The organism is Vibrio coralliirubri (assembly GCF_024347375.1).
GTDB classification, from domain to species: Bacteria; Pseudomonadota; Gammaproteobacteria; order Enterobacterales; family Vibrionaceae; genus Vibrio; species Vibrio coralliirubri.
This window is the reverse complement of sequence record NZ_AP025470.1, coordinates 3,270,196-3,295,151: the sequence shown is the minus strand read 5'-3', so window position 1 is coordinate 3,295,151 and position 24,956 is coordinate 3,270,196. Positions and strand designations below refer to the sequence as shown.

Annotated in this window: 25 protein-coding genes; 12 read left to right on the top strand and 13 right to left on the bottom strand. The window is 44.3% G+C overall.

The genetic code is table 11. From position 1 onward, the window contains the following. Window positions 1-94: 94 nt before the first annotated feature. The gene (locus OCV20_RS14895; protein WP_050643124.1) at window positions 95-1,372 is read right to left on the bottom strand and encodes an NRAMP family divalent metal transporter; all 1,278 of its coding nucleotides are present in this window, start codon (window positions 1,370-1,372) and stop codon (window positions 95-97) included. A gap of 158 nt (window positions 1,373-1,530) precedes the next feature. Between OCV20_RS14895 and rluA the strand changes: the two genes are divergently transcribed. Together rluA and OCV20_RS14885 are read left to right on the top strand one after the other, a co-directional pair. After that, window positions 1,531-2,265 carry a bifunctional tRNA pseudouridine(32) synthase/23S rRNA pseudouridine(746) synthase RluA gene (gene rluA, locus OCV20_RS14890; RefSeq protein ID WP_086773825.1) on the top strand — a complete coding sequence of 245 codons (735 nt, stop codon included), beginning with the start codon at window positions 1,531-1,533 and terminating at the stop codon, window positions 2,263-2,265. Between the two features lie 34 nt (window positions 2,266-2,299). After that, complete coding sequence (locus OCV20_RS14885) at window positions 2,300-3,262, top strand: D-2-hydroxyacid dehydrogenase (RefSeq protein ID WP_086773824.1); 963 nt, start codon at window positions 2,300-2,302, stop codon at window positions 3,260-3,262. A 104-nt stretch (window positions 3,263-3,366) separates the two neighbouring features. Here OCV20_RS14885 and OCV20_RS14880 read toward each other — a convergent pair whose 3' ends face one another. The 4 genes from OCV20_RS14880 to argR form a co-directional block, all read right to left on the bottom strand. Continuing rightward, window positions 3,367-3,804 carry a universal stress protein gene (locus OCV20_RS14880; RefSeq protein WP_048609641.1) on the bottom strand — a complete coding sequence of 146 codons (438 nt, stop codon included), beginning with the start codon at window positions 3,802-3,804 and terminating at the stop codon, window positions 3,367-3,369. Window positions 3,805-3,909: 105 nt separating this feature from the next. Then, window positions 3,910-6,489 carry a TRAP transporter permease gene (locus OCV20_RS14875; protein ID WP_086773823.1) on the bottom strand — a complete coding sequence of 860 codons (2,580 nt, stop codon included), beginning with the start codon at window positions 6,487-6,489 and terminating at the stop codon, window positions 3,910-3,912. Between the two features lie 255 nt (window positions 6,490-6,744). Beyond that, window positions 6,745-7,713: a TAXI family TRAP transporter solute-binding subunit gene (locus tag OCV20_RS14870; RefSeq protein ID WP_017061374.1), complete on the bottom strand. Its 969-nt coding sequence runs from the start codon at window positions 7,711-7,713 to the stop codon at window positions 6,745-6,747. A gap of 342 nt (window positions 7,714-8,055) precedes the next feature. Then, window positions 8,056-8,526, bottom strand: a complete 471-nt coding sequence (argR, locus tag OCV20_RS14865) for a transcriptional regulator ArgR (RefSeq protein WP_004740827.1) — start codon at window positions 8,524-8,526, stop codon at window positions 8,056-8,058. 332 nt (window positions 8,527-8,858) lie between these two features. On the opposite strand from argR, the gene mdh reads away from it, so the two are divergent. Together mdh and OCV20_RS14855 are read left to right on the top strand one after the other, a co-directional pair. Continuing rightward, window positions 8,859-9,794 carry a malate dehydrogenase gene (mdh, locus tag OCV20_RS14860; RefSeq protein WP_009847834.1) on the top strand — a complete coding sequence of 312 codons (936 nt, stop codon included), beginning with the start codon at window positions 8,859-8,861 and terminating at the stop codon, window positions 9,792-9,794. Between the two features lie 124 nt (window positions 9,795-9,918). Then, entirely contained in the window at window positions 9,919-10,110 is a 192-nt protein-coding gene (locus OCV20_RS14855; protein ID WP_017061375.1) for a hypothetical protein, read from the top strand. Between the two features lie 104 nt (window positions 10,111-10,214). Here the strand turns inward: OCV20_RS14855 and ispB are convergent, their stop codons facing one another. After that, a complete protein-coding gene (ispB, locus tag OCV20_RS14850) occupies window positions 10,215-11,186 on the bottom strand; it encodes an octaprenyl diphosphate synthase (protein WP_086773822.1) in 972 nt (323 codons plus the stop codon). 268 nt (window positions 11,187-11,454) lie between these two features. Here ispB and rplU point away from each other — a divergent pair, with 268 nt between their 5' ends. From rplU to folA, 6 genes are all read left to right on the top strand, one after another. Continuing rightward, entirely contained in the window at window positions 11,455-11,766 is a 312-nt protein-coding gene (gene rplU / locus OCV20_RS14845; RefSeq protein WP_004740823.1) for a 50S ribosomal protein L21, read from the top strand. Window positions 11,767-11,785: 19 nt separating this feature from the next. Further along, window positions 11,786-12,043 (top strand): 50S ribosomal protein L27, encoded by a 258-nt coding sequence (gene rpmA, locus OCV20_RS14840; protein WP_004735905.1) that lies wholly within the window; start codon window positions 11,786-11,788, stop codon window positions 12,041-12,043. 322 nt (window positions 12,044-12,365) lie between these two features. After that, the gene (gene cgtA, locus OCV20_RS14835) at window positions 12,366-13,538 is read left to right on the top strand and encodes an Obg family GTPase CgtA (protein ID WP_017061377.1); all 1,173 of its coding nucleotides are present in this window, start codon (window positions 12,366-12,368) and stop codon (window positions 13,536-13,538) included. A gap of 164 nt (window positions 13,539-13,702) precedes the next feature. Continuing rightward, a complete protein-coding gene (locus OCV20_RS14830; protein ID WP_017061378.1) occupies window positions 13,703-14,470 on the top strand; it encodes a threonine/serine exporter family protein in 768 nt (255 codons plus the stop codon). Then, window positions 14,470-14,943, top strand: a complete 474-nt coding sequence (locus tag OCV20_RS14825) for a threonine/serine exporter family protein (RefSeq protein ID WP_017068807.1) — start codon at window positions 14,470-14,472, stop codon at window positions 14,941-14,943. The genes OCV20_RS14830 and OCV20_RS14825 overlap by 1 nt, the downstream gene beginning before the upstream one ends. A 36-nt stretch (window positions 14,944-14,979) precedes the next feature. Beyond that, window positions 14,980-15,459 (top strand): type 3 dihydrofolate reductase, encoded by a 480-nt coding sequence (folA, locus tag OCV20_RS14820; RefSeq protein WP_086773820.1) that lies wholly within the window; start codon window positions 14,980-14,982, stop codon window positions 15,457-15,459. 115 nt (window positions 15,460-15,574) lie between these two features. Here folA and OCV20_RS14815 read toward each other — a convergent pair whose 3' ends face one another. The 6 genes from OCV20_RS14815 to lptD all read right to left on the bottom strand — a co-directional run bounded on the left by OCV20_RS14815 (window position 15,575) and on the right by lptD (window position 22,343). Continuing rightward, window positions 15,575-16,378, bottom strand: coding sequence for a symmetrical bis(5'-nucleosyl)-tetraphosphatase (locus OCV20_RS14815; RefSeq protein WP_086773819.1), 804 nt, complete (start codon window positions 16,376-16,378; stop codon window positions 15,575-15,577). Window positions 16,379-16,407: 29 nt separating this feature from the next. Then, window positions 16,408-16,788, bottom strand: a complete 381-nt coding sequence (apaG, locus tag OCV20_RS14810; RefSeq protein ID WP_004735899.1) for a Co2+/Mg2+ efflux protein ApaG — start codon at window positions 16,786-16,788, stop codon at window positions 16,408-16,410. 88 nt (window positions 16,789-16,876) lie between these two features. After that, on the bottom strand, window positions 16,877-17,692 hold the full coding sequence (rsmA, locus tag OCV20_RS14805; protein ID WP_086773818.1) for a 16S rRNA (adenine(1518)-N(6)/adenine(1519)-N(6))-dimethyltransferase RsmA: 816 nt from the start codon (window positions 17,690-17,692) through the stop codon (window positions 16,877-16,879). Continuing rightward, entirely contained in the window at window positions 17,689-18,681 is a 993-nt protein-coding gene (pdxA, locus tag OCV20_RS14800) for a 4-hydroxythreonine-4-phosphate dehydrogenase PdxA (RefSeq protein WP_050651960.1), read from the bottom strand. Before pdxA ends, rsmA begins: the two co-directional genes overlap by 4 nt. Beyond that, the gene (gene surA / locus OCV20_RS14795) at window positions 18,668-19,966 is read right to left on the bottom strand and encodes a peptidylprolyl isomerase SurA (RefSeq protein ID WP_048609649.1); all 1,299 of its coding nucleotides are present in this window, start codon (window positions 19,964-19,966) and stop codon (window positions 18,668-18,670) included. The genes pdxA and surA overlap by 14 nt, the downstream gene beginning before the upstream one ends. A gap of 43 nt (window positions 19,967-20,009) precedes the next feature. Then, complete coding sequence (gene lptD / locus OCV20_RS14790; RefSeq protein ID WP_086773817.1) at window positions 20,010-22,343, bottom strand: LPS assembly protein LptD; 2,334 nt, start codon at window positions 22,341-22,343, stop codon at window positions 20,010-20,012. Window positions 22,344-22,492: 149 nt separating this feature from the next. Between lptD and djlA the strand changes: the two genes are divergently transcribed. Both djlA and OCV20_RS14780 read left to right on the top strand, forming a co-directional pair. Then, a complete protein-coding gene (djlA, locus tag OCV20_RS14785) occupies window positions 22,493-23,347 on the top strand; it encodes a co-chaperone DjlA (RefSeq protein ID WP_010434455.1) in 855 nt (284 codons plus the stop codon). A 57-nt stretch (window positions 23,348-23,404) separates the two neighbouring features. Then, complete coding sequence (locus OCV20_RS14780; protein WP_086773816.1) at window positions 23,405-23,950, top strand: DUF924 family protein; 546 nt, start codon at window positions 23,405-23,407, stop codon at window positions 23,948-23,950. A 95-nt stretch (window positions 23,951-24,045) separates the two neighbouring features. Here the strand turns inward: OCV20_RS14780 and OCV20_RS14775 are convergent, their stop codons facing one another. Further along, entirely contained in the window at window positions 24,046-24,828 is a 783-nt protein-coding gene (locus OCV20_RS14775; RefSeq protein WP_086773815.1) for a DUF547 domain-containing protein, read from the bottom strand. Window positions 24,829-24,956 lie beyond the last annotated feature (128 nt).

The window sequence follows — 24,956 nt, the reverse complement described above, 5'->3', positions numbered from 1 at the left end:
GCTTCAACGAAATAAGGCCTTCATCATGAAGGCCTTATTTTTATCTAGCGTTTGAAAGCTGCATTGGTTGTTGAAAGATGTATTGGCAGAGGGGTTACATCAACCACTTCCACCAAACAAATACTGCCAAGAAACCAAACAGGTAAACAAGACCCGCGATAGACAGCCATTTTAGCTTGCTGCCAATGGCTAGGGCTTCTGGAAGCTTAGCCTTGTTCACTAGGATGAAGTTAAGCAGCGCGAAGAATGGCGTGGTCGCAAAGGCAAGTACCATCGCAAAATCAAGCATTGGCATCAGTGCAGCGCTAAAGAACATCACAATCGCTAATGCCGCGAGAGAGACAATGATGATCCAGCCTTGCAGCATTCTTGGGCTTGAATCTTTTTTGAATAATAGGCGCTGTGATTCAGCAAGCACGCGAGAGTAGCCGTCGATAACGGTAATCGTACTACCAAAGATACAGAAGAAAGCGATAAGAGCGATTAATGGACGAGACCATTCACCAATTGTCGAAGCGTAGATGCCGACCAATTGATGAGTGAAGCCAACACCGGAGCGAGACAGTTCAACACCCGAACCGTGAAGTACTAGCGCGCCTAACGCAACAAATACTAAAGCAAGCAGTGCAGTACCAATGTAGCCGACATTGAAATCGAACAGTGCTGATTGTGCGGTCACTTCCTGCTTCTCTTTTTGGCTTTTTAGCCACATAGAGGTGATGCTGGAAATTTCGATAGGCGCAGGCATCCAACCCATGGTCACCACGATAAAACCAATCGCAGCGAGAGACCAAGGCGACGGTGGAACAAAAGCAGCATCAGGTTCGACTGGAGAGCCGATAGCAATAGCGACTGCAGCTAAGGTTGTGATGGTTAAGATCGCCATGATCGCTTTAGATAGTGTATCTAGAGCACGATAATGGCCAGCAAACAGAATGATCAAACAGGTCGCTAAAACGATCATGCACAAGGTGCTAGTGGCTAAATCGAAAGGAACAAAGTAACTGAGTAGGCTTGCACTGAATAATAGCAGGGCAGCGGTATTCACGACCGCAGATATGGCACTCAAGATCGAAAAGATCACAAGGTATGGGCGGCCTAGGTTAGAGTAACCTTCCACCAAGCTTTGACCCGTTCCTAGCGTGTATTGGATGCCGGCTCTGAAGAATGGGTATTTAAATACATTAACGAGGATAATAAGCGCGGCGAGCTGCCAACCATAAATCGCACCCGCCTTGGTTGAGGCGACTAAGTGAGAACCACCTACAGCTGCTGCGGCCATCATAATGCCTGGGCCAAGAGACTTAATTAAACTTGATAGGGGAGCTGAGATTGGTGTTTTTGTGTTGGTGGTTTTAACCGTACTTTCCATCGTTTTTCCTTTGATGCTGACTTCTTATTATCCGTTACCCTATCAATACCATGTTTTGTAAAGTCGTCAACTTTTATGTACGAAAATGTTGAAAATTGTATTTATTTATAAACGAATCAACCGTAAATTATTTATTCACTAGCAATTAAGAGGCTTCAATGGCGTTAGAACAGTACACACCACCGCGTGAACCGTGGATTGATATTGTTTATCAAGATGACGATATTCTTGTGGTGAACAAGCCTGCAGGCCTGCTTTCTGTTCCGGGTCGGTTACCTGAGCATTACGACAGCATTTGGAGTCGCTTGGTTGTCGAATTTCCAGAGATTCAAGTCGTGCATCGATTGGACATGTCGACATCGGGCTTGATGCTGCTCGCTAAACACAAACAAGCTGAGCGTCATTTGAAGAAGCAATTTCAATATCGACTGACACACAAACTCTATTACGCCCGAGTATGGGGTTCAGTAGAAGAAGCAGAAGGTTTGATTGACCTCCCTCTTATTTGCGATTGGCCAAACCGGCCGAAGCAGAAAGTGTGTTTCGAGGATGGTAAATCATCTCAGACTCGCTATGTGGTGGAACAAGAAGAGGCTCAAACGACCTTATTGAAATTACTGCCAATTACCGGGCGTTCCCATCAGTTGCGAGTGCACTGTATGGAGATGGGGAATCCTATTGTGGGTGATGAGTTTTATGCAACGCCAGATGCTTTTAACTATAGTGATAGGTTGGCTCTGCACGCGTGTGAACTCAGTTTTTATCATCCGGCCAATGATCAGTTATTCAAAGCCTTTGTTCTGTGTGAGTTTTATCCTCAAGCATCGCCACAAATCGAGCAGCACTTTGAAATTGCGCCAGAGCTTCCAGACTACAGTAAGCTAAAAGCTTAGAATGGTCTCATCAACACCAATTCAAGGACGTACAATGCCGAAGTTGAAAGTGGTCTTTCTCGACAGAGCCACCATCCCATCTCAAATCCATTTAAAACCTCTAAGCTTTGAAAATGAGTGGGTCGAGTATGATTTTACTGCTCCAGAACTCGTTGCTGAGCGCGTTGCGGGAGCGGATGTTGTTATCACCAATAAGGTTGTGCTCAACGCTGATAATTTAGCTCAAGCACAGCAACTCAAGTTGATCGCGGTGTCAGCGACTGGCGTCAATAATGTCGATGTCGACTACTGCAAGAGTAACAATATCGCAGTGGCTAATGTGCAAGGCTATGCGACTCAGTCGGTACCTGAACATGTGATTGCTATGTTGTTTACACTTAAACGAAACCTTGTTGGCTACCATCAAGATATTGAAGCTGGCGAGTGGCAAAAGGATAAACAGTTCTGTTTCTTTACACATCCGATTCAAGATGTGGCAGGCAGCACATTGGGTTTAATCGGTAGTGGCAGTTTAGGGCAAGCGACAGCGATATTGGCTAAAGCGATTGGTATGAACGTCATTTTTGCAGAGCGCAAAGGGGCTGACTCTTGTCGAGAGGGGTATCTGCCTTTTGATACAGTGTTGCAGCAAGCGGATGCGATCAGCTTACATTGTCCGTTGACCGAAGCGACTCGAAACCTGATTTCAGATCGAGAGCTAGCAATGATGAAACCAAGCGCGGTGTTAATTAATGCTGGCCGTGGTGGACTTGTTGATGAGCAAGCCCTAGTTGAGGCTTTGAAAAGTAATGAAATCGCAGGCGCTGGCATGGACGTGTTTACACAAGAGCCTGCATACAACTCGAACCCACTATTGGCTAACAGTCACCTACCTAACTTATTGCTGACACCACATGTGGCGTGGGGCAGTGACAGCTCAATTCAAAAACTGTCTGATATCTTAATCGATAATATTGATGGGTTTGTTGCGGGTAATCCGCAGAACTTAGTGCGTTGATTCTTGAGATCTTTACTACGATTGGTATTAAACGGTGCGAACACAAAACAAAAAAGGTTGGCTTTTAGGCCAACCTTTTTAGATCGTTGTGTCGATTAAGTGATTTAGCCTTGCGGCTTAACTACCAATACATTGATTGGTGAGTTCTGTACCACTTTGCTTGCAACAGAACCAAGCACAACTTTGTCGATTTTTGAACGCTTGTGGCTAGGCATCACGATAAGGTCAGCCCCCAGTTTTTCTGCGTAATCTAGAATTGTTGTGTAAGTCTTGCCTTCGGCAACGTGAACTTTATACACCACTTCATCGTCAATGTGCTTGTCAGCAAACTCTTTGAGCTGATTTTTCACATCAAGCTTCATTTGGTTCGCTGCATCTTTCGGGAAGTAAGACGCAACCATCGACATGTGAATGCCCGGTAGTACGTTCAGAATGTGGACTTCAGCATTGCTGTGTTTCGCGTGCCATACCGCTAGCTCGACTGCTTTATCAGAAAAGCCTTTGTCGTTAAGATCAACGGGAACAAGGATTTGTCTATACATGTATTCGTCTCTTTTTGAGCAGCGCTTAGTATACCAAACGCTGTAATTATCTTTTCCATGTAGTAAAAAAGCCAAATAGAGTAGAGCGCTACTTGGCTCTATCCATTACGCGCTAATCTCATCCTTACGAGCACGCCTTCTTTGGTTCATCGCTAAACCAATCAAAATCAGTAGGGCAGGTAAGAATACCCACTCTTTCATTGGTCGTTCTGCGTCTTGGATAACTGATTTAATTTCCCAATCAAAGTCAATGCCAGCGGCTTCTGCAGGGCTACCAAACTCAACCATATCAACAATCATCTTGTCGTCAGCTTGTGTCAGCATTAGGCCCATTGAAGCAATGCGGTCTTCACTTGTTGTCGCAGAATCTGCAAACGGAAGGCGAACTGTTTTCTCAGAATAGTTACCTTCTAAGTTTTCGCCACCTACTCTCAATTCAAGTGATTGTCCCACAGATAGGCTTTCTGTGATTTGAGCGATCTCAACTCCAGGTGAAAGAACTTTCTCTGGATAAATCATGTCCCACCAGAAACCTGGGCGGAAGAAAGAGAAGGTCAGAACGATAAGCAGTATAGTTTCCCACCACTTGTTCTTGGTGAACCACCAACCTTGAGTTGCTGCGGCAAAGATAAGTACCGCAGTCACAGAAGAGAAAATCGTCAGCGCTAAGTGCCACCAAGAATCAATGCCCATCAACAGTAGCTGGGTATTGAAGATGAACATGAACGGCAAGATAGCGGTCCGGATATCGTAGGTAAAACCTTGAATACCTGTACGAATTGGGTCGGATTTTGCAATCGCGGCGGCCGCAAAGGCTGCCAGACCTACCGGAGGTGTGTCATCTGCAAGAATACCGAAGTAGAACACGAATAAGTGAACCGCAATCAATGGAATGATCAAGCCGTGCGCTGCACCTAAGGTCACAATTACCGGTGCCATCAGAGTTGAAACAACGATGTAGTTCGCCGTTGTTGGCAAGCCCATACCTAAGATCAAGCTGATTACCGCAGTGAATAGCAACATAAGGATGATGCTACCGCCTGAGATAAACTCAACGAAGTCAGTCATTACAAGACCGATACCCGTTAGAGTCACCACGCCTACAACCGTACCTGCAGCAGCTGTCGCGACACCGATACCAATCATGTTACGTGCGCCTGAAACCAAGCTCTCTGCTAGATCAACGAAGCCAGCTTTAGTTTGCTCTGCAAGATCATCTGATTTGTTCATCAGAGTCATTAAAGGGCGCTGAGTGATCAAAATGAAGATCATGAACACGGTCGCCCAGAATGCTGAAAGACCTGGAGAGAAACGCTCGACAGTCAGACACCAAACAAGCACCACGATAGGTAGGAGGAAGTGAAGGCCAGACTTAATTGTTGGACCTGGATCCGGAACTTCTTTTAGATCCGCATCGATTTCCATGCCGCCTTCAGATGCGTATTTTGCTGATACACGAACCAGAGCGACATAAGCGACTAATAGAGCCACCGTTACGATTGGTGTTGCAGCATCGCCAAAGACATCTTTCGTCCAACCGACACCGTAGTAAACAGCGGCACTGATAACACACAGACCTAAAATGGTACCCGTGAAAGACAGTAAGCTTTGTACGATAGTTGGTGTGTGGCGACGAGGTAGGCCAGTCATACCTGCTTTACATGCTTCTAGGTGAACAATGTAAATCAGAGCGATGTAAGAGATCAGAGCGGGCAGTAGCGCGGCTTTGATTACTTCTACATACGAAATGCCCACATACTCAACCATCAAGAAGGCTGCTGCACCCATGATAGGTGGTGTTAATTGACCATTGGTTGAAGCCGCGACTTCTACCGCACCGGCTTTAGTACCCGGGAAGCCAACGCGCTTCATTAGTGGGATAGTAAAAGTACCCGTGGTTACCACGTTTGCAATAGATGAACCTGATACCAAACCAGATAAACCAGAGGCTACAACGGCTGCTTTCGCTGGGCCGCCTTTCATGTGACCAAGCAGTGAGAATGCAACTTTAATAAAGTAAGCACCAGCACCGGCACGTTCTAGCATTGCACCAAACAGTACAAACAAGAATACGAATGACGTCGATACGCCAAGTGCCACACCGAATACACCTTCAGTCGTTAACCACAGATGCGACATTGCCTTGTTTAGGCTCGCACCTTTGTGGGCAATAACGTCTGGCATGTGAGGGCCGCCAAAGGTGTAAAGTAGGAATACTGCTGCCACAACCATAAGAGGTGGACCCAAAGCGCGTCGTGTTGCTTCAAGCAGTAAAACCATACCGAATACAGCCGCAACAATATCGAATGTTGTTGGTGCGCCCGAGCGCTCAGCGAGTTCAGTATAGAAAATATAGATATAAGAAGCTGAAAAGCTACCTACAAGCGCTAATATCCAATCGACAGCGGGGATGCGATCCCTAGGCGAATTCTTCATGGCTGGATAAGCGGTAAAGGCTAGGAAAATAGCAAACGTAAGGTGAATTGCTCGAGCTTCAGTGTCGTTTAAAATTGCGAAGTTAAAAATGAACGGCAGCGGAGATGCATACCAAAGTTGGAACAGTGACCAACATAGAGGCACAAACCATAAAATACGGCCTTGGATACCACGAGGGCTACGCGCACCAGTATCTGATTGTGCCACCATTTCTTGCACATCTGGAGACGGTGATGTTGTCTGCGTCATGTACTTTATCCTTATTATTGATGGTCTGCCTTTTCTTACGAACAACCAAACGTTATTTATTTCCTATCTAGTGTAGTGAATGGATAGGGAAATGCGTTTTTTGTTCGTCTTTGTCTTAGGCTTGATACGAAGGTAAGTCCTCCAAATTGGAGAAACTTAAAGGGCTGTTCTTTTCACTTAAATTATTTTTATAAAACGTGAAAAGCCAATAAGGAGGGCTAGCCTCCTTATTGGTGTAGTAGGCTTAAAGTAGAGTTACTTTAGAAGGCCCACTTCTTTGTAGTATTTTGCTGCGCCTGGGTGAAGAGGGATAGAGATACCCGCTTTAACCATGTCTTCTTTTTTCAGGTTAGCAAATGCTGGGTGTAGGCGTTTGAAAGTGTCAAAGTTTTCAAATACTGCCTTAGCAACGTTGTATGCAACTTCTTCAGAAACGTCTGAAGTTGTTACCATAGTTGCTGCAACACCGAAGCTGTTTACGTCAGCGTCAGTACCACGGTACATACCAGCAGGAACTGTGCTGTAAGCGTAGTATGGGTTTTCAGCTACGATCTTGTCGATCTGTGGACCTGTTGCTGAAACCAGTTTTGCATCACAAGACGTTGTTGCTTCTTTGATTGATCCGTTCGGGTGACCAACCATGTAGATGAATGCATCAATCTTGTTATCACAAAGTGCTTGTGAACGCTCAGAGCCTTTAAGTTCAGAAGCAAGCTTGAAGCTGTCGTTAGTCCAGCCCATAGCGTCCATTACAACACCCATCGTTGCACGGTCACCAGAACCTGGGTTACCAATGTTTACACGCTTACCTGCTAGGTCAGACACATTGTTGATGCCAGCATCAGTACGAGCGATGATGTTGAACGGTTCTGTATGTAGAGAGAACATAGCGCGAAGTTTCTTGTATTCGCCCTGATCTTTGAACTTACTTGTACCGTTGTAGCCGTGGTATTGCCAGTCCGATTGAACAACACCGAAATCTAGTTCACCAGCACGGATGGTGTTAACGTTGTAGATTGAACCACCAGTAGACTCTACAGAACAACGAATGTTGTGGTCTTTGCGGCCCTTGTTCACTAGTTTACAAATTGCACCACCAGTTGGGTAGTAAACACCCGTAACTGAACCAGTACCAATCGTGATGAACTCTTGAGCGTTAACAGCGCCAGCGCCCATTACAGCAGCTGCAATAGCACCAACTTTAATAAGTTTGGTAAATGCCATGAATTTCCCTTCCTTTATTCATTATTAACCCTGAAACAAGTGTAGTTGCTTCTGGAGTTTCCTATTTGGAAACGGCACCTTTTTCAATCCATGTGATGAAAAAGTGGCTGAATAATATCAAAAATTGGCAGAAAATTACTCGAATGTTAAAAGATATAGCTAAAAAATCTAACAAATGATGTCTGGATCTCGTGTTTGATTTACTACTGAATTTTTTAAAATCAATGGTTTAGTGTGATTTTGGAAGGGAGGTATGGATATTCTAGGATGTGATTTGGATCACGAAGCAAATAGATACTCGTGATCCATTAATAAGGCTGATAGTTATGAAACAGAGATCAATTATCCTGCGTATTCAAACAGTTCACACACTGAATCAAACAGTTGCTTAGTGGTAACCGATAACGTTGGGGTAATGAAGATAGTATCATCACCTGCGACTACGCCCAGTATGCCTTCCGACTTACCTAGAGAGTCTAATAAACGCGCAATCAGCTGCGCCGCACCAGGGCCTGTGTGTATTACCACCAATGCATTGTTGTGGTCAATATCTAGTACTAATTCTCTCAGAGAGCTAGAAACGGTCGGAACACCAAGCTCAGCAGGAAGACAGTAAACCATCTCCATTTTTGCGTTACGAGTTCGAACGGCACCAAACTTGGTTAACATACGCGAGACTTTAGATTGGTTGATGCTTTCAAAACCTTCGTGTTTTAGGGCATCCACAATTTCGCCTTGTGAGCCAAAACGTTCTTCTTTTAGTAAGGCTTTAAATGCACGAACTAAGTTGTCTTGCTTTTCTGTATTGCGCATATGTCATTCTTATTCATTAACAAAGATGTTTGCATATTCTCGCATACATATTCAATTTTAGCCAAAACATCCCTGTAATTTGTTAGTCATATCACTGTAAATATTTAATAGAATAATGTGTTATTTGCGACGACTTATTTTGTTATTTCAGTCGATTATCGCCATAATGCGAACTTGCTGTGTAGCACGGTTTTATTGACTTGCGCGAAGTCGCAAAGCTAGCGTTAATTGATTGTAATCACTTTGTGATTAATATAGTTTTTTAACTTAGATTTAGCTCAAGAATTACCCTACAAAGAATCTATAAGAGAAAGCTCTCAAGGAGAATAACAATGAAAGTAGCTGTTATTGGTGCCGCTGGTGGCATCGGTCAAGCCCTAGCCCTACTACTTAAGAACCGCCTACCTGCTGGTTCAGATCTTGCACTTTACGACATCGCTCCGGTAACACCGGGTGTTGCTGCCGATCTTAGCCATATCCCAACGCCTGTTTCGATCAAAGGTTACGCGGGTGAAGATCCAACACCAGCACTAGAAGGTGCGGATGTTGTACTTATTTCAGCAGGTGTTGCTCGTAAGCCTGGTATGGATCGTGCGGATCTTTTCAATGTGAACGCTGGCATTGTTAAGTCTCTTGCAGAGAAAATCGCAGTTACTTGTCCGACTGCTTGTGTTGGTATCATCACGAACCCAGTAAACACAACCGTGCCAATCGCGGCTGAAGTACTGAAGAAAGCGGGCGTTTACGACAAGCGTCGTCTATTCGGCATTACGACTCTTGATGTGATTCGTTCTGAAACGTTCGTTGCTGAACTAAAAGACAAAGATCCAGGCGACATCCGTGTTCCTGTTATCGGTGGCCACTCAGGCGTAACGATTCTTCCTCTACTTTCTCAAGTTGAAGGCGTAGAGTTCACTGACGAAGAAATCGCAGCACTAACGACTCGTATTCAAAATGCAGGTACAGAAGTAGTAGAAGCTAAAGCTGGCGGCGGCAGTGCGACACTGTCTATGGGTCAAGCAGCTTGTCGTTTCGGTCTTGCTCTAGTGAAAGCGCTTCAAGGTGAAGAGAACGTGATTGAATGTGCATACGTTGAAGGTGAAGGCGAGCACGCTCCATTCTTCGCACAGCCAGTTAAACTAGGCAAAGAGGGCGCTGAAGCGATCCTTAGCTACGGTGAGCTGAGTGACTTCGAACGTAACGCTTTAGATAGCATGCTTGAGACGCTAAATGGCGACATCGAGATTGGTGTTGAATTCGCTAAATAAGCGAGACGCTATTTAACTCAGCCTAAAGCTAATTAATAAGGGCCGGTCATTATGATCGGCTTTTTTGATCCTGAAGTTCAAGCTACTCGTATTCACCTCTACAACCAAGGTGGAGGTAAATGTTATGGCTACTGTTCAGAAGGGTATGAATGTCGAATATTTGGGGCACTTAGGAAAAGTATTGGTAATTGATGAGCAAGAGCAGTATGCCTTAGTAGAGACTTATAACGGGCATGAGCAATACGCAGTGCCAATGGAAGAGCTTGAAGAAATTGAAGCTCAACTGCCGTTATCATTAGAAGCGAGCCGATATTGAATTTGGCGCTCTTACAAATATTTGTTCAAAACTGAAAAAAGAGCCCTGAGGCTCTTTTTTTGTTATTTATATAGAAGCTAGAAGCGAGTTGTCTATTAACCTGCTTACTTGCTGCGTTTAACAGCTAAGTGTGCGAGCGTGGTCAGCGCTTGCTTATATTCAGAGTCAGGAAGTACAGAAAGCTCAGCGATGGCTTTATCGGCCTCTTCGTAGGCTTTATTTGTTGTGTACTCTAAAGAGCCTGTCTCTTTCATCACAGCCATAATGTCGTCGAGACGTTCCATGCCATTGGCTTTTTCAATCGCTTCACGAATCATGCTTGCCTGTTCAGGAGAGCCATTATGCATCGCGTAAAGTAGAGGCAGTGTTGGCTTGCCTTCGGCAAGATCGTCACCAACGTTTTTACCCATCTCTTTACCATCTGCAGTGTAATCCATCACATCGTCTATCAGCTGAAATGCGGTGCCTAGGTATTTACCATAGTTCTGCATTGCTGTTTCGATCTCTGGTGATGACCCAGTAAGAATCGCGCCGATTTGGGTCGCAGCTTCGAACAAACGAGCAGTCTTAGAGTAGATCACCTGCATGTAGCTTTCTTCTGTGGTGTCTGGGTTATTGCAGTTCATTAATTGTTGAACTTCACCCTCGGCAATCACGTTTACCGCTTCACTCATTAGCTCGAGGATCTTTAAGGATCCTAGCGTTGTCATCATTTGGAATGACCGCGTGTAGATAAAGTCACCCACCAAAACGCTAGCGGCATTACCAAAAGCGGCATTGGCAGTCGCTTTACCACGTCTCATGTCCGATTCGTCGACAACGTCGTCGTGAAGTAGGGTTGCGGTGTGAATAAACTCGATAAAGGCTGCAGAGGTGATATGAGCTTCACCTTGGTAACCGAGTGCGCGAGCAGATAAAAGAGCAAGCAAAGGGCGTAGGCGTTTGCCACCACCGCTAACGATATAAAAACCAAGCTGGTTGATTAAACTTACGTCAGAATTAAGTTGGGCTTGAATTGTTTCATTCACTTTTGCCATATCATTGGCAGTAAGCGTTTGGATAGCTTTAAAATCCATTGTTCATCCGGCTGAAGTTAGACCCTGTAAGGCTTATACGTTGTATTTAATTGTTGAATAATACACTAAAAAACGTTGATTAATACATCGCTAAAGGGCATGATTGCCGCACTTTTCTTTGGCGAACAGGTTTTCGCCAATTTTTTAAAAATATGGCTTGTCATAGCGCCATGATTCCCGTAGAATCTGCGCCCTATTGATTAGTTTAGCGCACACCCGAGTTGTACAATTAACAACCATAGGCTGTGCGGAAAAAGCGGAGTAAAATATGTACGCTGTTTTCCAATCTGGTGGCAAACAACACCGAGTAAGCGAAGGTCAAACACTTCGTTTAGAGAAATTAGACGTTGAAACTGGTGCAACTGTTGAATTTGATAAAGTTCTTCTTGTTGCTAACGGCGAAGAAATCGCTGTTGGTGCACCTCTTGTTGAAGGTGGCAAGGTTACTGCAGAAGTAGTACAACACGGTCGTGGCGATAAAGTAAAAATCGTTAAGTTCCGTCGTCGTAAGCACTCGCGTAAGCAAGCTGGTCACCGTCAGTGGTTCACTGAAGTGAAAATCACTGGCATTAACGCTTAAGTATTAGGAGAGTTTAACAATGGCACATAAAAAAGCTGGCGGTTCTACTAATAACGGCCGCGATTCAGAAAGCAAACGTCTTGGTGTTAAGCGTTTTGGTGGTGAATCTGTTCTTGCAGGTAACATCATCGTTCGTCAACGTGGTACTAAGTTCCACGCTGGCACAAACGTTGGCATCGGTAAAGACCACACTCTTTTCGCTCTTACTGAAGGTAAAGTGAAATTTGCTGTTAAAGGTCCTAAAAACCGTAAGTTTGTAAGCATCGAAGCTGAGTAATTTAATCTTTAACTAGATTATTTTATTAGCTTTCAAGCTGAATTCAAAAGCCCTGCCGATTCGGCAGGGTTTTTTATTTATAGCAAGAATAAAAAAGCAGACGCTCTTGTTTTGGTTTTGAGAAGCCGTTTTATTTTTTAGAAACAGTTTGGTTTTTAAGAAGCCGTTTGTTTTTAAGAAATAAGAAGCAAAGAACCTCTCCTTATTTGTTCCTTGGTTGCAGGTCGGCCTAGATCTTAGGTGATCGATCTAAACACGGATCTGCTAGAATTTATATCACTCCTTGATGAGTGGTAACGCAACGTAAGTGCGGAGTTAAAAAATGAAATTCGTTGATGAAGCGGTAGTAAAAATAGAAGCCGGTGATGGCGGTAATGGTACAGTGAGCTTTTGGCGCGAAAAATTCGTCGCTAAAGGTGGTCCTGACGGCGGTGACGGTGGTGACGGCGGTGATGTTTACATCCAAGCGGATGAGAACTTAAACACGCTGATCGATTATCGTTTCCAACGTTTTTACAACGCAGAGCGTGGTGAGAACGGTCGCGGTGGTAACTGTACTGGTAAACGTGGTAAAGACATTACATTGAAAGTGCCTGTAGGTACTCGTGCCGTTGATATCCACACCAACGAAATCGTTGCAGAAGTTGCTGAACACGGCAAGAAAGTAATGGTTGGTAAAGGTGGTTGGCACGGTCTTGGTAACACGCGTTTTAAATCGTCTGTTAACCGTGCTCCTCGTCAAAAGACAATGGGTACTAAAGGCGAAGTTCGTGAACTGCGTTTAGAGCTTCTTCTATTAGCTGACGTTGGTATGCTTGGCCTACCAAACGCAGGTAAATCTACTTTTATTCGTTCAGTATCTGCTGCGAAACCAAAAGTGGCTGATTACCCGTTCACTACCTTGATCCCAAGCTTGGGTGTGGTAAGTGTTGTTCCTGAAAAGAGCTTCGTTGTTGCCGATATCCCAGGCCTAATCGAAGGCGCTGCTGATGGCGCTGGTCTTGGTATTCGTTTCCTTAAGCACCTTGAGCGTTGTCGTGTTCTTCTGCATATGATCGACATTATGCCGATCGATCAATCTGATCCTATTCAGAATGCACTGACGATCATCGATGAGCTTGAGCAATACAGTGAAAAAGTTTCACAGAAACCTCGTTGGTTAGTGTTCAACAAAGTTGACCTAATGCCAGAAGACGAAGCAGACGAAAAGATTCAAGAAATCATCGATGCTTTGGGCTGGGAAGGCGAGTACTTCAAGATCTCTGCTGTGAATAAAATCGGCACCAAAGATCTTTGCTTCAAACTTGGTGAGTTTATGGAAAACCTACCTCGTGAAGTTGTAGAAGTTGAAGAAGAAGAAAAAGTAGACTTTATGTGGGATGACTACCATAAAGATGCGATGAGCGGTAAGAATGTCGTTACTGAAGATGACGACGATTGGGACGATTGGGATGACGAAGAAGATGACGGCCATGTTATCTATGTTCGTGACTAATCCTCTTAGTTTCTCATAACTCATCGGTCGCTTCTTCCAAGTACACTGATAGTTTTACTAAACCGCAATGAAAATTGCGGTTTTTTTGTATCTAAATCATGACGTCTTGCTGTTTTTTATGCAAAATTTATCTTTAGATAATTAACGCCTATGGGAAGGAAATCATGGCATCAAAGCAAAGAGCGATCTCAAGACTCGTCGCTCAATCAGGACAAATGTTATTGGCGCACGGGGCAGAGAGCACTCTGGTCGGCGATATCATGCGCCGCATCGGTATTGCTTGTGGGGTTAATGAGGTTGAAGTCGCACTGTCAGCCAATGCGCTTGTTGTAACTACCGTAATGGACGATCACTGTATTACCACAACTCGAAGTTGTGCTGATCGTGGCATTAACATGCAGGTTATCACCGACATTCAACGCATTTGCATCATGATGGAGAAGGGAATTCTCGATTATGATTTGGCGTATAAAAAGATTCAAAACATTAGCCCCGAGCGCTACAACCGTTGGTTAGTGGTTGTGATGATAGGGTTGTCGTGCGCCTCTTTTAGTCACCTTGCGGGCGGAGACTGGCAAGTCTTCATGATGACTTTTATTGCTTCAGCTTGCGGTATGATCGTCAGGCAAGAGATTGGTCATCGCCATTTCAATCCGCTATTAAACTTTGCTATTACAGCATTCGTTACCACTACCATTTCAGCTCAAGCCGTACTTTACAATATTGGCGGCCAACCCACGATCGTGATGGCTTCATCAGTACTAATGTTAGTACCCGGTTTCCCTCTGATTAACTCCGTCGCTGATATGCTTAAAGGCCATATTAATATGGGGTTAGCGCGCTTTACCATGGCCAGCTTATTAACTTTGGCGACGAGCTTGGGCATTGTTGCGGCGATGAGTCTGTCGGATGTTTGGGGGTGGGCGAGTTAATGAGTATTTTCGAACTGTTTTTAGGTTTGCTCAACGATATGTTTTTCGCCGCTATTCCTGCGGTTGGGTTTGCATTGGTATTTAACGTTCCGCAACGTGCTTTAGTTTATTGTGCACTCGGTGGTTCTATCGGTCATGGTAGCCGTTATCTGATGATGCACTTTGGCATTCCAATCGAATGGGCGACGTTCTTCGCTGCGACTGTCGTTGGCATGATAGGGGTTCATTGGTCGCATAAACTGTTAGCACATCCGAAGGTGTTTACGGTTGCAGCTCTAATTCCTATGGTTCCAGGTGTGTTTGCCTTCAAGGCGATGATTGCAATGGTCGAGATTAACAGGGCAGGCTATACGCCTGAGCTGTTGGCAATGTTGATGGAGAACTTTTTAAAATCGATGTTCATTATCGCAGGGTTGGCGGTTGGCTTAGCTGTGCCAGGGCTGTTATTCTATCGCCGTAGACCTATCGTCTAGCGTTAATTTTCTTTTTAGGGACAGGACTTTCGATTTATGATCATCAGCATGATAGCGGCAATGGCAAACAACCGTGTAATTGGTAAAGACAATCAGATGCCTTGGCATTTACCTGCGGATTTTTCATGGTTTAAACGCTCGACTATGGGGAAACCGGTCGTGATGGGGCGTAAGACCTACGACTCTATTGGACGCCCTTTACCGGGTCGGCCGAATATTGTTATCAGCCGTGATGAGAGTTTAAAGATCGAAGGTGTAACGACGGTAACCTCTATTGAGCAGGCATTAGAGCTGCTCAGTGATGTTGAAGAGGTGATGATCATTGGTGGCGGCTCTATTTATGAGAGCTGTTTACCTAAAGCGGACAAGTTGTATCTGACTTACATCGATTTCTCCGTCGATGGCGATACACAATTTCCTGACTGGGGTGAAGGTTGGAAGCAAAGCTTTAACGAGAGTTATCAAGCTGACGAGAAAAACAAACATAACATGGAGTTTGTGATTCTCGAGCGTTAACTGTGGTTATCAATAGCTAGTCTCTGAAAATGCTTGCGTTACTGTACTAAGGTAGCGCAAGCTCCTCGTATCTCGTATCTCGTATCTCGTATCTCGTATCTCGTATCTCGTATCTTTATAGCGCTTTCTGAGTGAAAAACTGTTTGTCTTCCCAGCGAAGTATCGTCAACTCTCCTCCCCAGACGCACCCAGTATCGAGTCCAATTACGTCTTTTCCGTTATAGCCTTCAAGCGCAGCCCAGTGTCCAAAAACGACGGTTTTATCGAGCTTTATGCGTTGTGGAAGGTCAAACCATGGCACTAATGGTTCATCGGTAATTTCATTCGGTGGTAGCTTACATGCCATGTCGAGACGGCCATCTTCAAAACAGAAACGCATTCTTGTCAAGCTATTGATCGCATAGCGATAGCGCTCAATATCATGTAAATCCTGATGCCATAAATCAGGCGTGTTGCTGTACATGTTTTCGATTAGCCATTGCCATTTATCGGACTTTAACAAGGATACGATCTCTCGGTTTTCAATACGTGCTCTTTCTAGGCTCCACTGCGGTGAGATACCTGCATGGCACATCACGAACTCTGGATGTTCCTGAAGCAAAGGCTGTTGTCTTAACCACTCGAGTAGTAGTTCACGATCTTCAGCATCAAGAATCGCTTGAGTCTTATCTTTTGGTTTCGATGTAAATAGCCCTAAGGACACCGCCAGAAGATGTAAGTCGTGGTTGCCTAATACAACCTTAGCTGCGTCACCAAGGTTACGAATAAAGCGCAGCGTCTCCAATGATTTAGGGCCTCGAGAAACTAAGTCTCCGGCGACCCATAAAGTATCTTGGTGTTTATTAAAGTTGATGGTTTCAAGCAGTAATTGAAGTTCGTCGAAGCACCCTTGGATGTCTCCGACAATATAATTCGACACAATAATTTCCTGTAGATACGGATGTACGGCTAATTAAGAATATTAGGGATCGCGAGTCTGAATGGGTCAACTTCGGTAATAAAATCAATGCCCTTGTTATCGGTCATCACATAGTGACCTTGCATAACGCCAACAGGGGTTTCGATGACAGTACCACTCGTGTAAGTGTATTCGTCGTTAGCTTCAATCACGGGTTGTTGCCCAACCACACCATCACCCTCAATGGTGAGTTGCTTGCCGTTAGAGTCGGTAATTAACCAGCGGCGAGACATAAGCTGCACCGTTGTTTTACTTAGATTTTTGATGGTAATAATGTAGGCGAAGACATAACGATTCTTCGTTGGCTCAGATTGTTCTTCTATGTACTTAGAGTGAACCTGGCATTTGATACAAGGCGTAGATATATCCATATTCGCACCTTTTGTTGTTGATATACTTAATGTAATTAAAGTATTACATAAAAAAGGCTCCTAACCGAAGTGTAGGAGCCTTTTTTATTTATTTGTCAGCGTTATGACTGTCGTACAACCAGTTTGCCATGTCGACAAACTGCTCGAGCGTTAAGTTCTCAGGACGCATGCTTGGGTTGATACCTAGCTCTTCAAGCACTTCCTTATCGATTAAGCTCTTGTAGCAGTTACGAACTGTTTTACGACGCTGGTTAAAGCCTTCACGACACACGCGATCTAGCCATTTCAGATCTTTTGCCGGGTAAGGCAGCACTTCGTATGGCTGTAGGCGAACGACTGCTGAGTCTACTTTCGGTGGCGGAATGAAGGCCGTTGGTGGCACTTCTAACACCGGTGTTACTTTACAGTAGTACTGAGCCATTACAGTAAGGCGACCGTAAGCTTTGCTGCCAGGGCCAGCTGCTAGACGGTTAACCACTTCTTTTTGAAGCATAAAGTGCATGTCTTGCACGTCTTTATGGAATTCAAAAAGGTGGAACATCAATGGTGTAGAGATGTTGTATGGCAAGTTACCAAAGATACGTAGCTTATTGTTTGGCTTAACCAGTTCTTGGAAATCGAACTTCATCGCATCGCCTTCACGGATCGTTAGCTTATCAGCCAGATCTGGATGGTTACGAAGACGTTCTGCAAGATCTCTATCCAATTCGATAACAGTAAATTTATCGACAAGCTTACCCACAGGCTCAGTAATTGCGCCTAGACCAGGACCGATCTCTACCAAGTTTTGACCTGGTAGTGGGTTAATGCTCGATACGATGCCATCAATAATGTATGGATCGTTAAGGAAGTTTTGACCAAAACGTTTACGCGCTTTGTGTCCTAAGTGGACATCATTTCTCATTGCTTTTTCTCTACTAATTCAATGGCGTGCGTGAGCGCTGTTCTAAAGCTCCCTGTATCGGCTTGGCCTTTCCCTGCCAAGTCTAAGGCGGTACCGTGGTCGACTGATGTGCGAATAAACGGTAAGCCAAGCGTGATGTTCACTGAGCGACCAAACCCTTTGTATTTCAATACCGGGAGTACTTGGTCGTGATACATACCTAAAACAGCATCTGCATCTTGCAAATATTTTTCATTAAAGATGGTATCTGCTGGCAATGGGCCAACTAAATTGATGCCATCTTTTTGGCGAATTTTTTCTAGCGTCGGGGTGATGGTTTCAATTTCTTCACGCCCTAAGCAACCATCTTCACCAGCATGTGGATTCAAGCCACATACGTAGATAGTTGGTTTCTCAATAGCAAATTTTTCAACCAAGTCTTTATTCAGAATAGCAATAATTTGCTCTAATCTGTCTTCGGTCACGGCTTGAGATACATAAGCTAGTGGGATGTGCGTTGTTACTAGCGCAACACGCAGCCCTTCAGTTGCCAACATCATCACCACCAGTGGTGTGTTGGACTTCTCTGCAAAGAACTCGGTATGGCCGCTAAAAGCAACGCCAGCTCGGTTAATTACACCCTTGTGAACGGGGCCGGTGACAATAGCATCAAATTCATCATTCATACAGCCAATTGCTGCGGTTTCTAAAGTATTTAATACGTAATGACCATTAGCCTCATTGAGTTGACCTGCAACTGCTGTTTCAGCAAGTGGAACGTGTTTCACTACCAGTGTACCAGCACGTTGCGGTTGCTTAGTTGCGTTTGCGTCATAATCTAGCAGGTCGACTTCGATACCAAGAATTTTAGCTCGCTCGGATAGCAGTGTTTTATCAGCACAAACCACGAGTTGATGAGGCCAACTTTCTTGAGATAGAGCCAGAGTTAAATCTGGGCCTATCCCTGCTGGTTCACCTGCGGTTATGACAATACGTTTAGTTGTTGTCATCTTGGTCGTCCTCAACCATTTCAACAAAGGCACTTGCTCTTACTTCTTGCAGCCAAGCACCTGCTTCTTCGTTGAATTTACGGTTAAATAGAATTTGGTAAGCCTTGTTTTTCAAAGCCGAATCGGTGCGGTCTACTTCGCGACGGTCTAGTACTTCAACAATGTGCCAACCGTGTACGGTTTTGAATGGCGCACTGATTTTGCCTTCAGGCAGGGTTTCTACTTGGTGTTTGAACTCTGGTACATACAAATCTGGTGTTTGGTAGCCTAGCTCACCATCTTGTACTGCAGAACCTGGATCTTGGCTGTATTGCTGCGCAAGGTCACCAAAGCTCGCTTCACCTGCGTTTACGCGGCGCGTGATTTCTTCAAGTTGCTCCTTCGCGCCATCATCACTTAAGATGACAGTTGGCTTAATCAGGATATGACGAGCATTCACTTCCGTTACTGCTACGGTTTCTAGGCCTTTCACATCTTCAATTTTTAGGATGTGGAAACCTACACCGCTACGGAAAGGGCCAATGATGCTGCCTTTATTTTGCATTTTGATTTGGTCAGCAAAAATGGTTGGCATCTCTTCTTTACGCATCCAACCCCAATCGCCACCTTGCAGTGCTTTAGGACCCTTAGAGTAAGTATATGCCATGGTGCTGAAATCTTTGCCTGAGTTCAGTTCCTCGACTAGTTCAGTAGCTTGCGCTTCTAACTCTTCTTTGGTTTGGTCATCATTAAAGCGCAGTTGAATGTGGCCAATTTTATATTGAACGGTCGCATTAGTCTCTTGCGCTAAGATATCTGCTAGGTTATCAACTTCCGCAGGAAGAATATTGATACGACGACGAACTAAGGCATTACGCGCTTCACTTGCCGCAATCTCTTTTCTTACTTGCTCACGAAATGCATTGTAGCTAAGGCCTTCCTCAGCAACCGATGCGGTAAGTTGTTCAACCGTTTGGTTGTTGTCTTTCGCGATGCCTTCGATTGCTTGATCGAGTCGAGCATCATCAATACGTACACCAATACGTTCCGCTTCTTGAGTTTGAATTGTATCGATGATCAGCTTTTCGAGCACTTGCTCATTGAGCACGTCTTGCGATGGCAGTGTTTGACCGCTTTTTTTAGCGTTTGCACGCAGCGTCTTCATCGAAGCGTCGATGTCGCTTTGTAAGATAACGCCTTCGTTAACGATAACTTTTACGCTGTCTAGCTCAACCGGTGCTGCAAAGCTTGTTGATAAAGTACAAGTCGCTGCGATAGCAATTAATGTGCGTTTCCACAATGTCATGTGTAATCCTTTAAATTTACTGACGTTTTATCAGCAAAGAAAATTAGTTGTTTAAGAAGAATGGGCGACCGTAGCTTAGAGAGTTGTCAGAGCTGCTTTCACCGATAGCACCAGAATCTGAGCCTATGTTGGTACCAAAGCCGACAATACCGAAGTTCACACTGAAGTTATTTTCATATTCAGGCGTAGTATTTGGATTACTAATGTTGTTTGTCAAACGGTTACTATAAGTAAAGCCGATGTACCAACAATCCGATTTGTAGTTTAAACGAGCTAACCACTCTAGATCTTCTTGTGTGGTTAAGTCATAGAAATATTGAGCACTGGTATTCCACTTTGGCGAAATTTGGTAGGCTCCGAGTAGACCTGCTTGTGAGATACCATCCCTCGTAATTGATGATACGTCAAAATCTACAGTTTCATTTATGTACTCTTCTGTTACATAGCGGTAGTTAGTTTGTATGTAACCGCCTGCGAAGCGATATTCTAATGTGCTGTTTGCAAGTTGCATCGCAGTGGAATCGATGTCGTATTGCACGCCACCATGGTAGAACAGATAGTCATCATAGTTGAAATCCATTTCAATAGCCCAAGACGAATAATTAGTTTTCTTATCAGAGTCGTCGTTGTCTAAAGTCTGTTTTGTATCTTTATCGATATAAAAAATCTGACCAAAAGAAATATTCAAACGCTCTTTATACTCATCGTCGAAGAAACGAGACGATGCACCATAACTAATTTGATTCGCAGATGCGATACGGTCTACACCACTGTATTTACGGCTTCTAAATAGGCCGTAGTAATCGGTTTGTAACAGCGTAGTATCATAAAGACCAATATCGCTTTGATCTTCTTCTGGCACGTAAAGATACTGGACTTGCGGTTCGAGTGTTTGAGTATAGTTGCCAACAATAGTGGTGTCGCGTTCTAGGACGATACCTGCGTGGCTTCTAAACTCTGGAATAACTCGGCTTACCGATTCTTCTAAGCCTTCATAATCAGAACCCACACCTGTATCAACGCCGTCAAGGTCTTGTTGATAGTAAGTACCAAGTAGTCGAGCTTCTGTTGTCCATGTGCCCCAGGTATTTCCTACAGGGATCGTGATCCCTGGCTCAACGTGAACACGAGTCGCAGAAGGCTTACCTGAAGCATCTGTATCAAACAGAGATACATGGCTGATCATGTCGAAGTCTAAGTACTCCATCACCTCAGGAGCATAGTAATTGTACTCTAGCTGTGGCATTAGGCGGTAAGGTAGGTTATTGCTTGTAGTCAGAACTTGGAAATCTCGAACAAGTACCGATGCATCCCAGTTTTGGGAGCGGTATGTCGCTCGGCCTTCCTGTAATAGTTGGCCATCTTCACGGTTACCAATACCAGAACTTAGATCGGTAAAGTAATCAATATCACTGACTTTTGAATAGTCGACTTCAAACAACCACGATTGCTGGAATATCCCTGAATGCTGGAGTTGAGCACCCCAACGGTCGCCTTTTTCGGAATACTTTTTATCATCCGGTAAATATTCAGACTCGATACTACCTGAGCCAAAATCACTTAAGTAACGGAATTTACTGTTAAGCTGAGTGCCACGCTCTTGCATGTACTTGAAGGTGGTTTCCAAGTCGTAGTTTGGCGCTAAGTTCCAATAAACAGGGATTTCAGCTTCAAAACCATCGCTTGAACCATACGAAACTGTTGGATACAAGAAACCGGTTTTACGTGTATCACCCACCGGTACCGTTAAGTAGGGTAAGTAAAAGACGGGAACACTTTGAATTTCAAAACGTGGATTATAAAAGGTGGCTTGTTCTTCGTCTTGGTCGACACTGATACTTGATGCTCTTAGACGCCAAGCATTATCGCCAATTGGGCAAGAGGTAATGGAGCCATCTTCAATCTCATAAACCGCTTTACCTGTTTTTGCTATATAAACAGCATCGCCTCGGCCGGGCTCGCAAAGGAATTCGTAATCGGTGTTCTCAAGCGTCATTTCATCTGTAGTCAGATTATTGGTCGCTCTGTCTGAGATAGATTTGATTTGACCGTCACTAAAGTTTACGTTGCCTTCAGCTACAACGATATTTTCTTGTTGGTGCAGGGTTACGTTATCGGCAAGGATGGTCTTGTTCCCTTGCGTAACTACTACGTCACCTGAATATATTGCCTTGTCACCATTGATAGCTTCTAAGCGATCTGACTCAACGTGAGCGGGTAGCTGTGTCTCGTTTTCTGCAGCGGGCTCGATCAAGCATTGATCTATAGAGGGCATTTCCTGCACACTACTATCGGTGATTGTTTCAGCTTGAGTTGTCGACACGTATAACGCCGTACTTATAGACGCGGCTAACAAGGTGCGGGAAAAAGATTGCATGAAGTTGAACTATCCTGTGTCACTAGATGAAGGGTTGATCTAGTATCAATCCAATTAATAAAGCATTTTCCTTATGATAAAGGAAATAATAGCATTCAGCATCATCAGACAGCATTACTCAGATAAAATTCATAGATAGAGAACACATAATGCAAATATTTGGCAAAATTTTGGGCGCGTTTTTTGGCTTTTTATTTGGAGGGCCACTCGGTTTAGTTTTTGGTCTGTTTTTAGGACACCAATTCGATAAAGCTCGCCGATTGAACCAATCAGGCTTCAATAGCTCTGGTTTTGGTCGAGGTCCAAGCCAAGCAGAAAGACAGAACGAGTTTTTTAAATCCGCTTTTGCGGTTATGGGGCACGTTGCTAAAGCGAAAGGGCAGGTAACGCCAGAAGAGATTCAGCTTGCTTCTACCATGATGGAGCGCATGAATCTGCACGGCGAACAACGCAAAGCGGCGCAAGATGCATTCCGTGACGGCAAAGAGAGCGACTTCCCACTGAGCGACGTACTTGAGCGAGTGAAAATCTCATCGGGTGGTCGTTTTGATCTTCTGCAGTTCTTTCTAGAGCTTCAGGTATCTGCCGCATTTGCGGATGGAAGTTTGCACCCGAGTGAGCGTCAGGTTCTGCATAAAATAGCGCAAGGCCTTGGGTTTTCGGCAGAACAACTAGAACGCCGCTTGCAGATGCAAGAAGCTGCGTTCCGTTTCCAACAGCAAGGTGGAAGCTTTGGTGGCCATCAAGGTCATGGGCAATCATCAGGTTGGCAACAGGCTTCGCAACAGAACCAGCTTGGCGACGCATATAAGGTTCTTGGTGTGAGTGAAAGTGCTGACGGTAAAGAGGTGAAGAAAGCCTACCGCAAGCTGATGAATGAGCATCACCCAGATAAACTGATGGCGAAGGGCTTACCACCAGAAATGATGAATGTCGCGAAAGAAAAATCTCAAGAAATTCAAAATGCCTATGACCTGATAAAGAAGGTCAAAGGTTTTAAGTAATCGAACACTAAACCGAGTAATAACAAGATTACTCGGTTTTTTATTAAAGGGAGTTATATGACGGTAACGTATCAGGATGTTCTAGAGTTTTGGTTCGATGATTTGACGCCTAAAGATTGGTTTACTGGCGGCGCCGAGATTGACGTTGTGATTGAGTCTCGATTTTCTGAACTACATCAAGCAGCCATTCAAGGCGAGCTATTTGAATGGCGACAAAACGCACAAGGGCGATTGGCAGAGATTATCGTGCTTGATCAGTTTTCTCGAAATATTGGTAGAAACAGTCCGGCAGCTTTTTCGGCTGATCCGATGGCGTTGGCTCTAGCTCAAGAGGCGGTAGCGGGTGGTTTTGATCACCAGCTTAACGAGCAACAGAAAAGCTTCCTGTATATGCCTTATATGCACAGTGAATCTTTGTTAGTCCATGAACAAGCCGTGGAACTCTTTTCTCAAACGGGATTAGAACATAATCTGGATTTTGAGTTTAAGCACAAGGTTATCATTGAGCAGTTTGGTCGCTACCCTCACCGTAATGAGGTGTTAGGGCGAGCTTCGACTCCCGAAGAAATTGAATTCTTGCAGCAACCGGGCTCAAGCTTTTAGTTAAAAAAAACAGTTAATTATATGAAAATAGGCTAGCGGTTAATAAAAACCTCTAGCCTATTTTTTTGCTTTAGTGATCAACTTTAGCGTTAGAGCTAGTTTGCTTGGTTGAGCGACCAATCGTATTCATAACTGATGTTTTGAGTATTCGTTACAGGTTGAGTTCGATATTGGTCTAAGTGCTGAATAAGTTGTTTCTCTGTACCAAAATCCACAGCAAACCATTCGTAAATCGATGATAGTTGAAGCTTATTGTTTGTAACCATCACGCCTTTGTCACTGCTTACAAACTCAGTTGCAGCTTGCTCTAGCAAGGCTTCAGTATTGTCAGAGGTAAAAGCGTCAGGTTGTAAGTTAGGGCAGCCTAGGCTGGCACAGTTCACTGCATAATGCGTACGAGGATCTTGCCAAATCGGCCTTAGGATTCGGTGTTCAATGTCGTTGAGTGTCAGTGATTTTCCGTTAACGACTACCACATCATCTCCCCACGGCCCAAAACTAAATAGTCCGCCAAGTTTAGTGATGGATTTGATCGGATAAGCATCAAGAATCAAATCGACAGTCACGGCGTTGTATAGGTTAACCCAATAGGCATACTGCTCCGCTTTTGAATAGTCGAGCGGATTAACTTGTTCGAGTTGCTTGATGTATTGCTTAAGTTTTGTCTTATCGGCAGTGTTCACCGCTTTATAGCGAACTAACGTATTTTGCCCTTGTTTAACTAAGTAGTTATCGAGAAATTGCTGCCAATCTTGGTGAGGTACCTGTTCTAGGTTGGTTTCGTCGCTTTGGTTCCAATATGGCCAAAGATCGGATTTAGGCGCAGACCAAGCTAAGGTTGAGAAAAGTAGGCTGACAATAAAAAGTAGTTGTTTCATGGCATTCTCCTGATGACTGACTACTAAGACCTTAAGGCTTACCATTTTCTTTCACAGCTCTTCAGTTAAATAAACATATGAAGTTAAGTTAAAAGCTTAGCCAAATAAAAAAGGTTGGCACTTGGCCA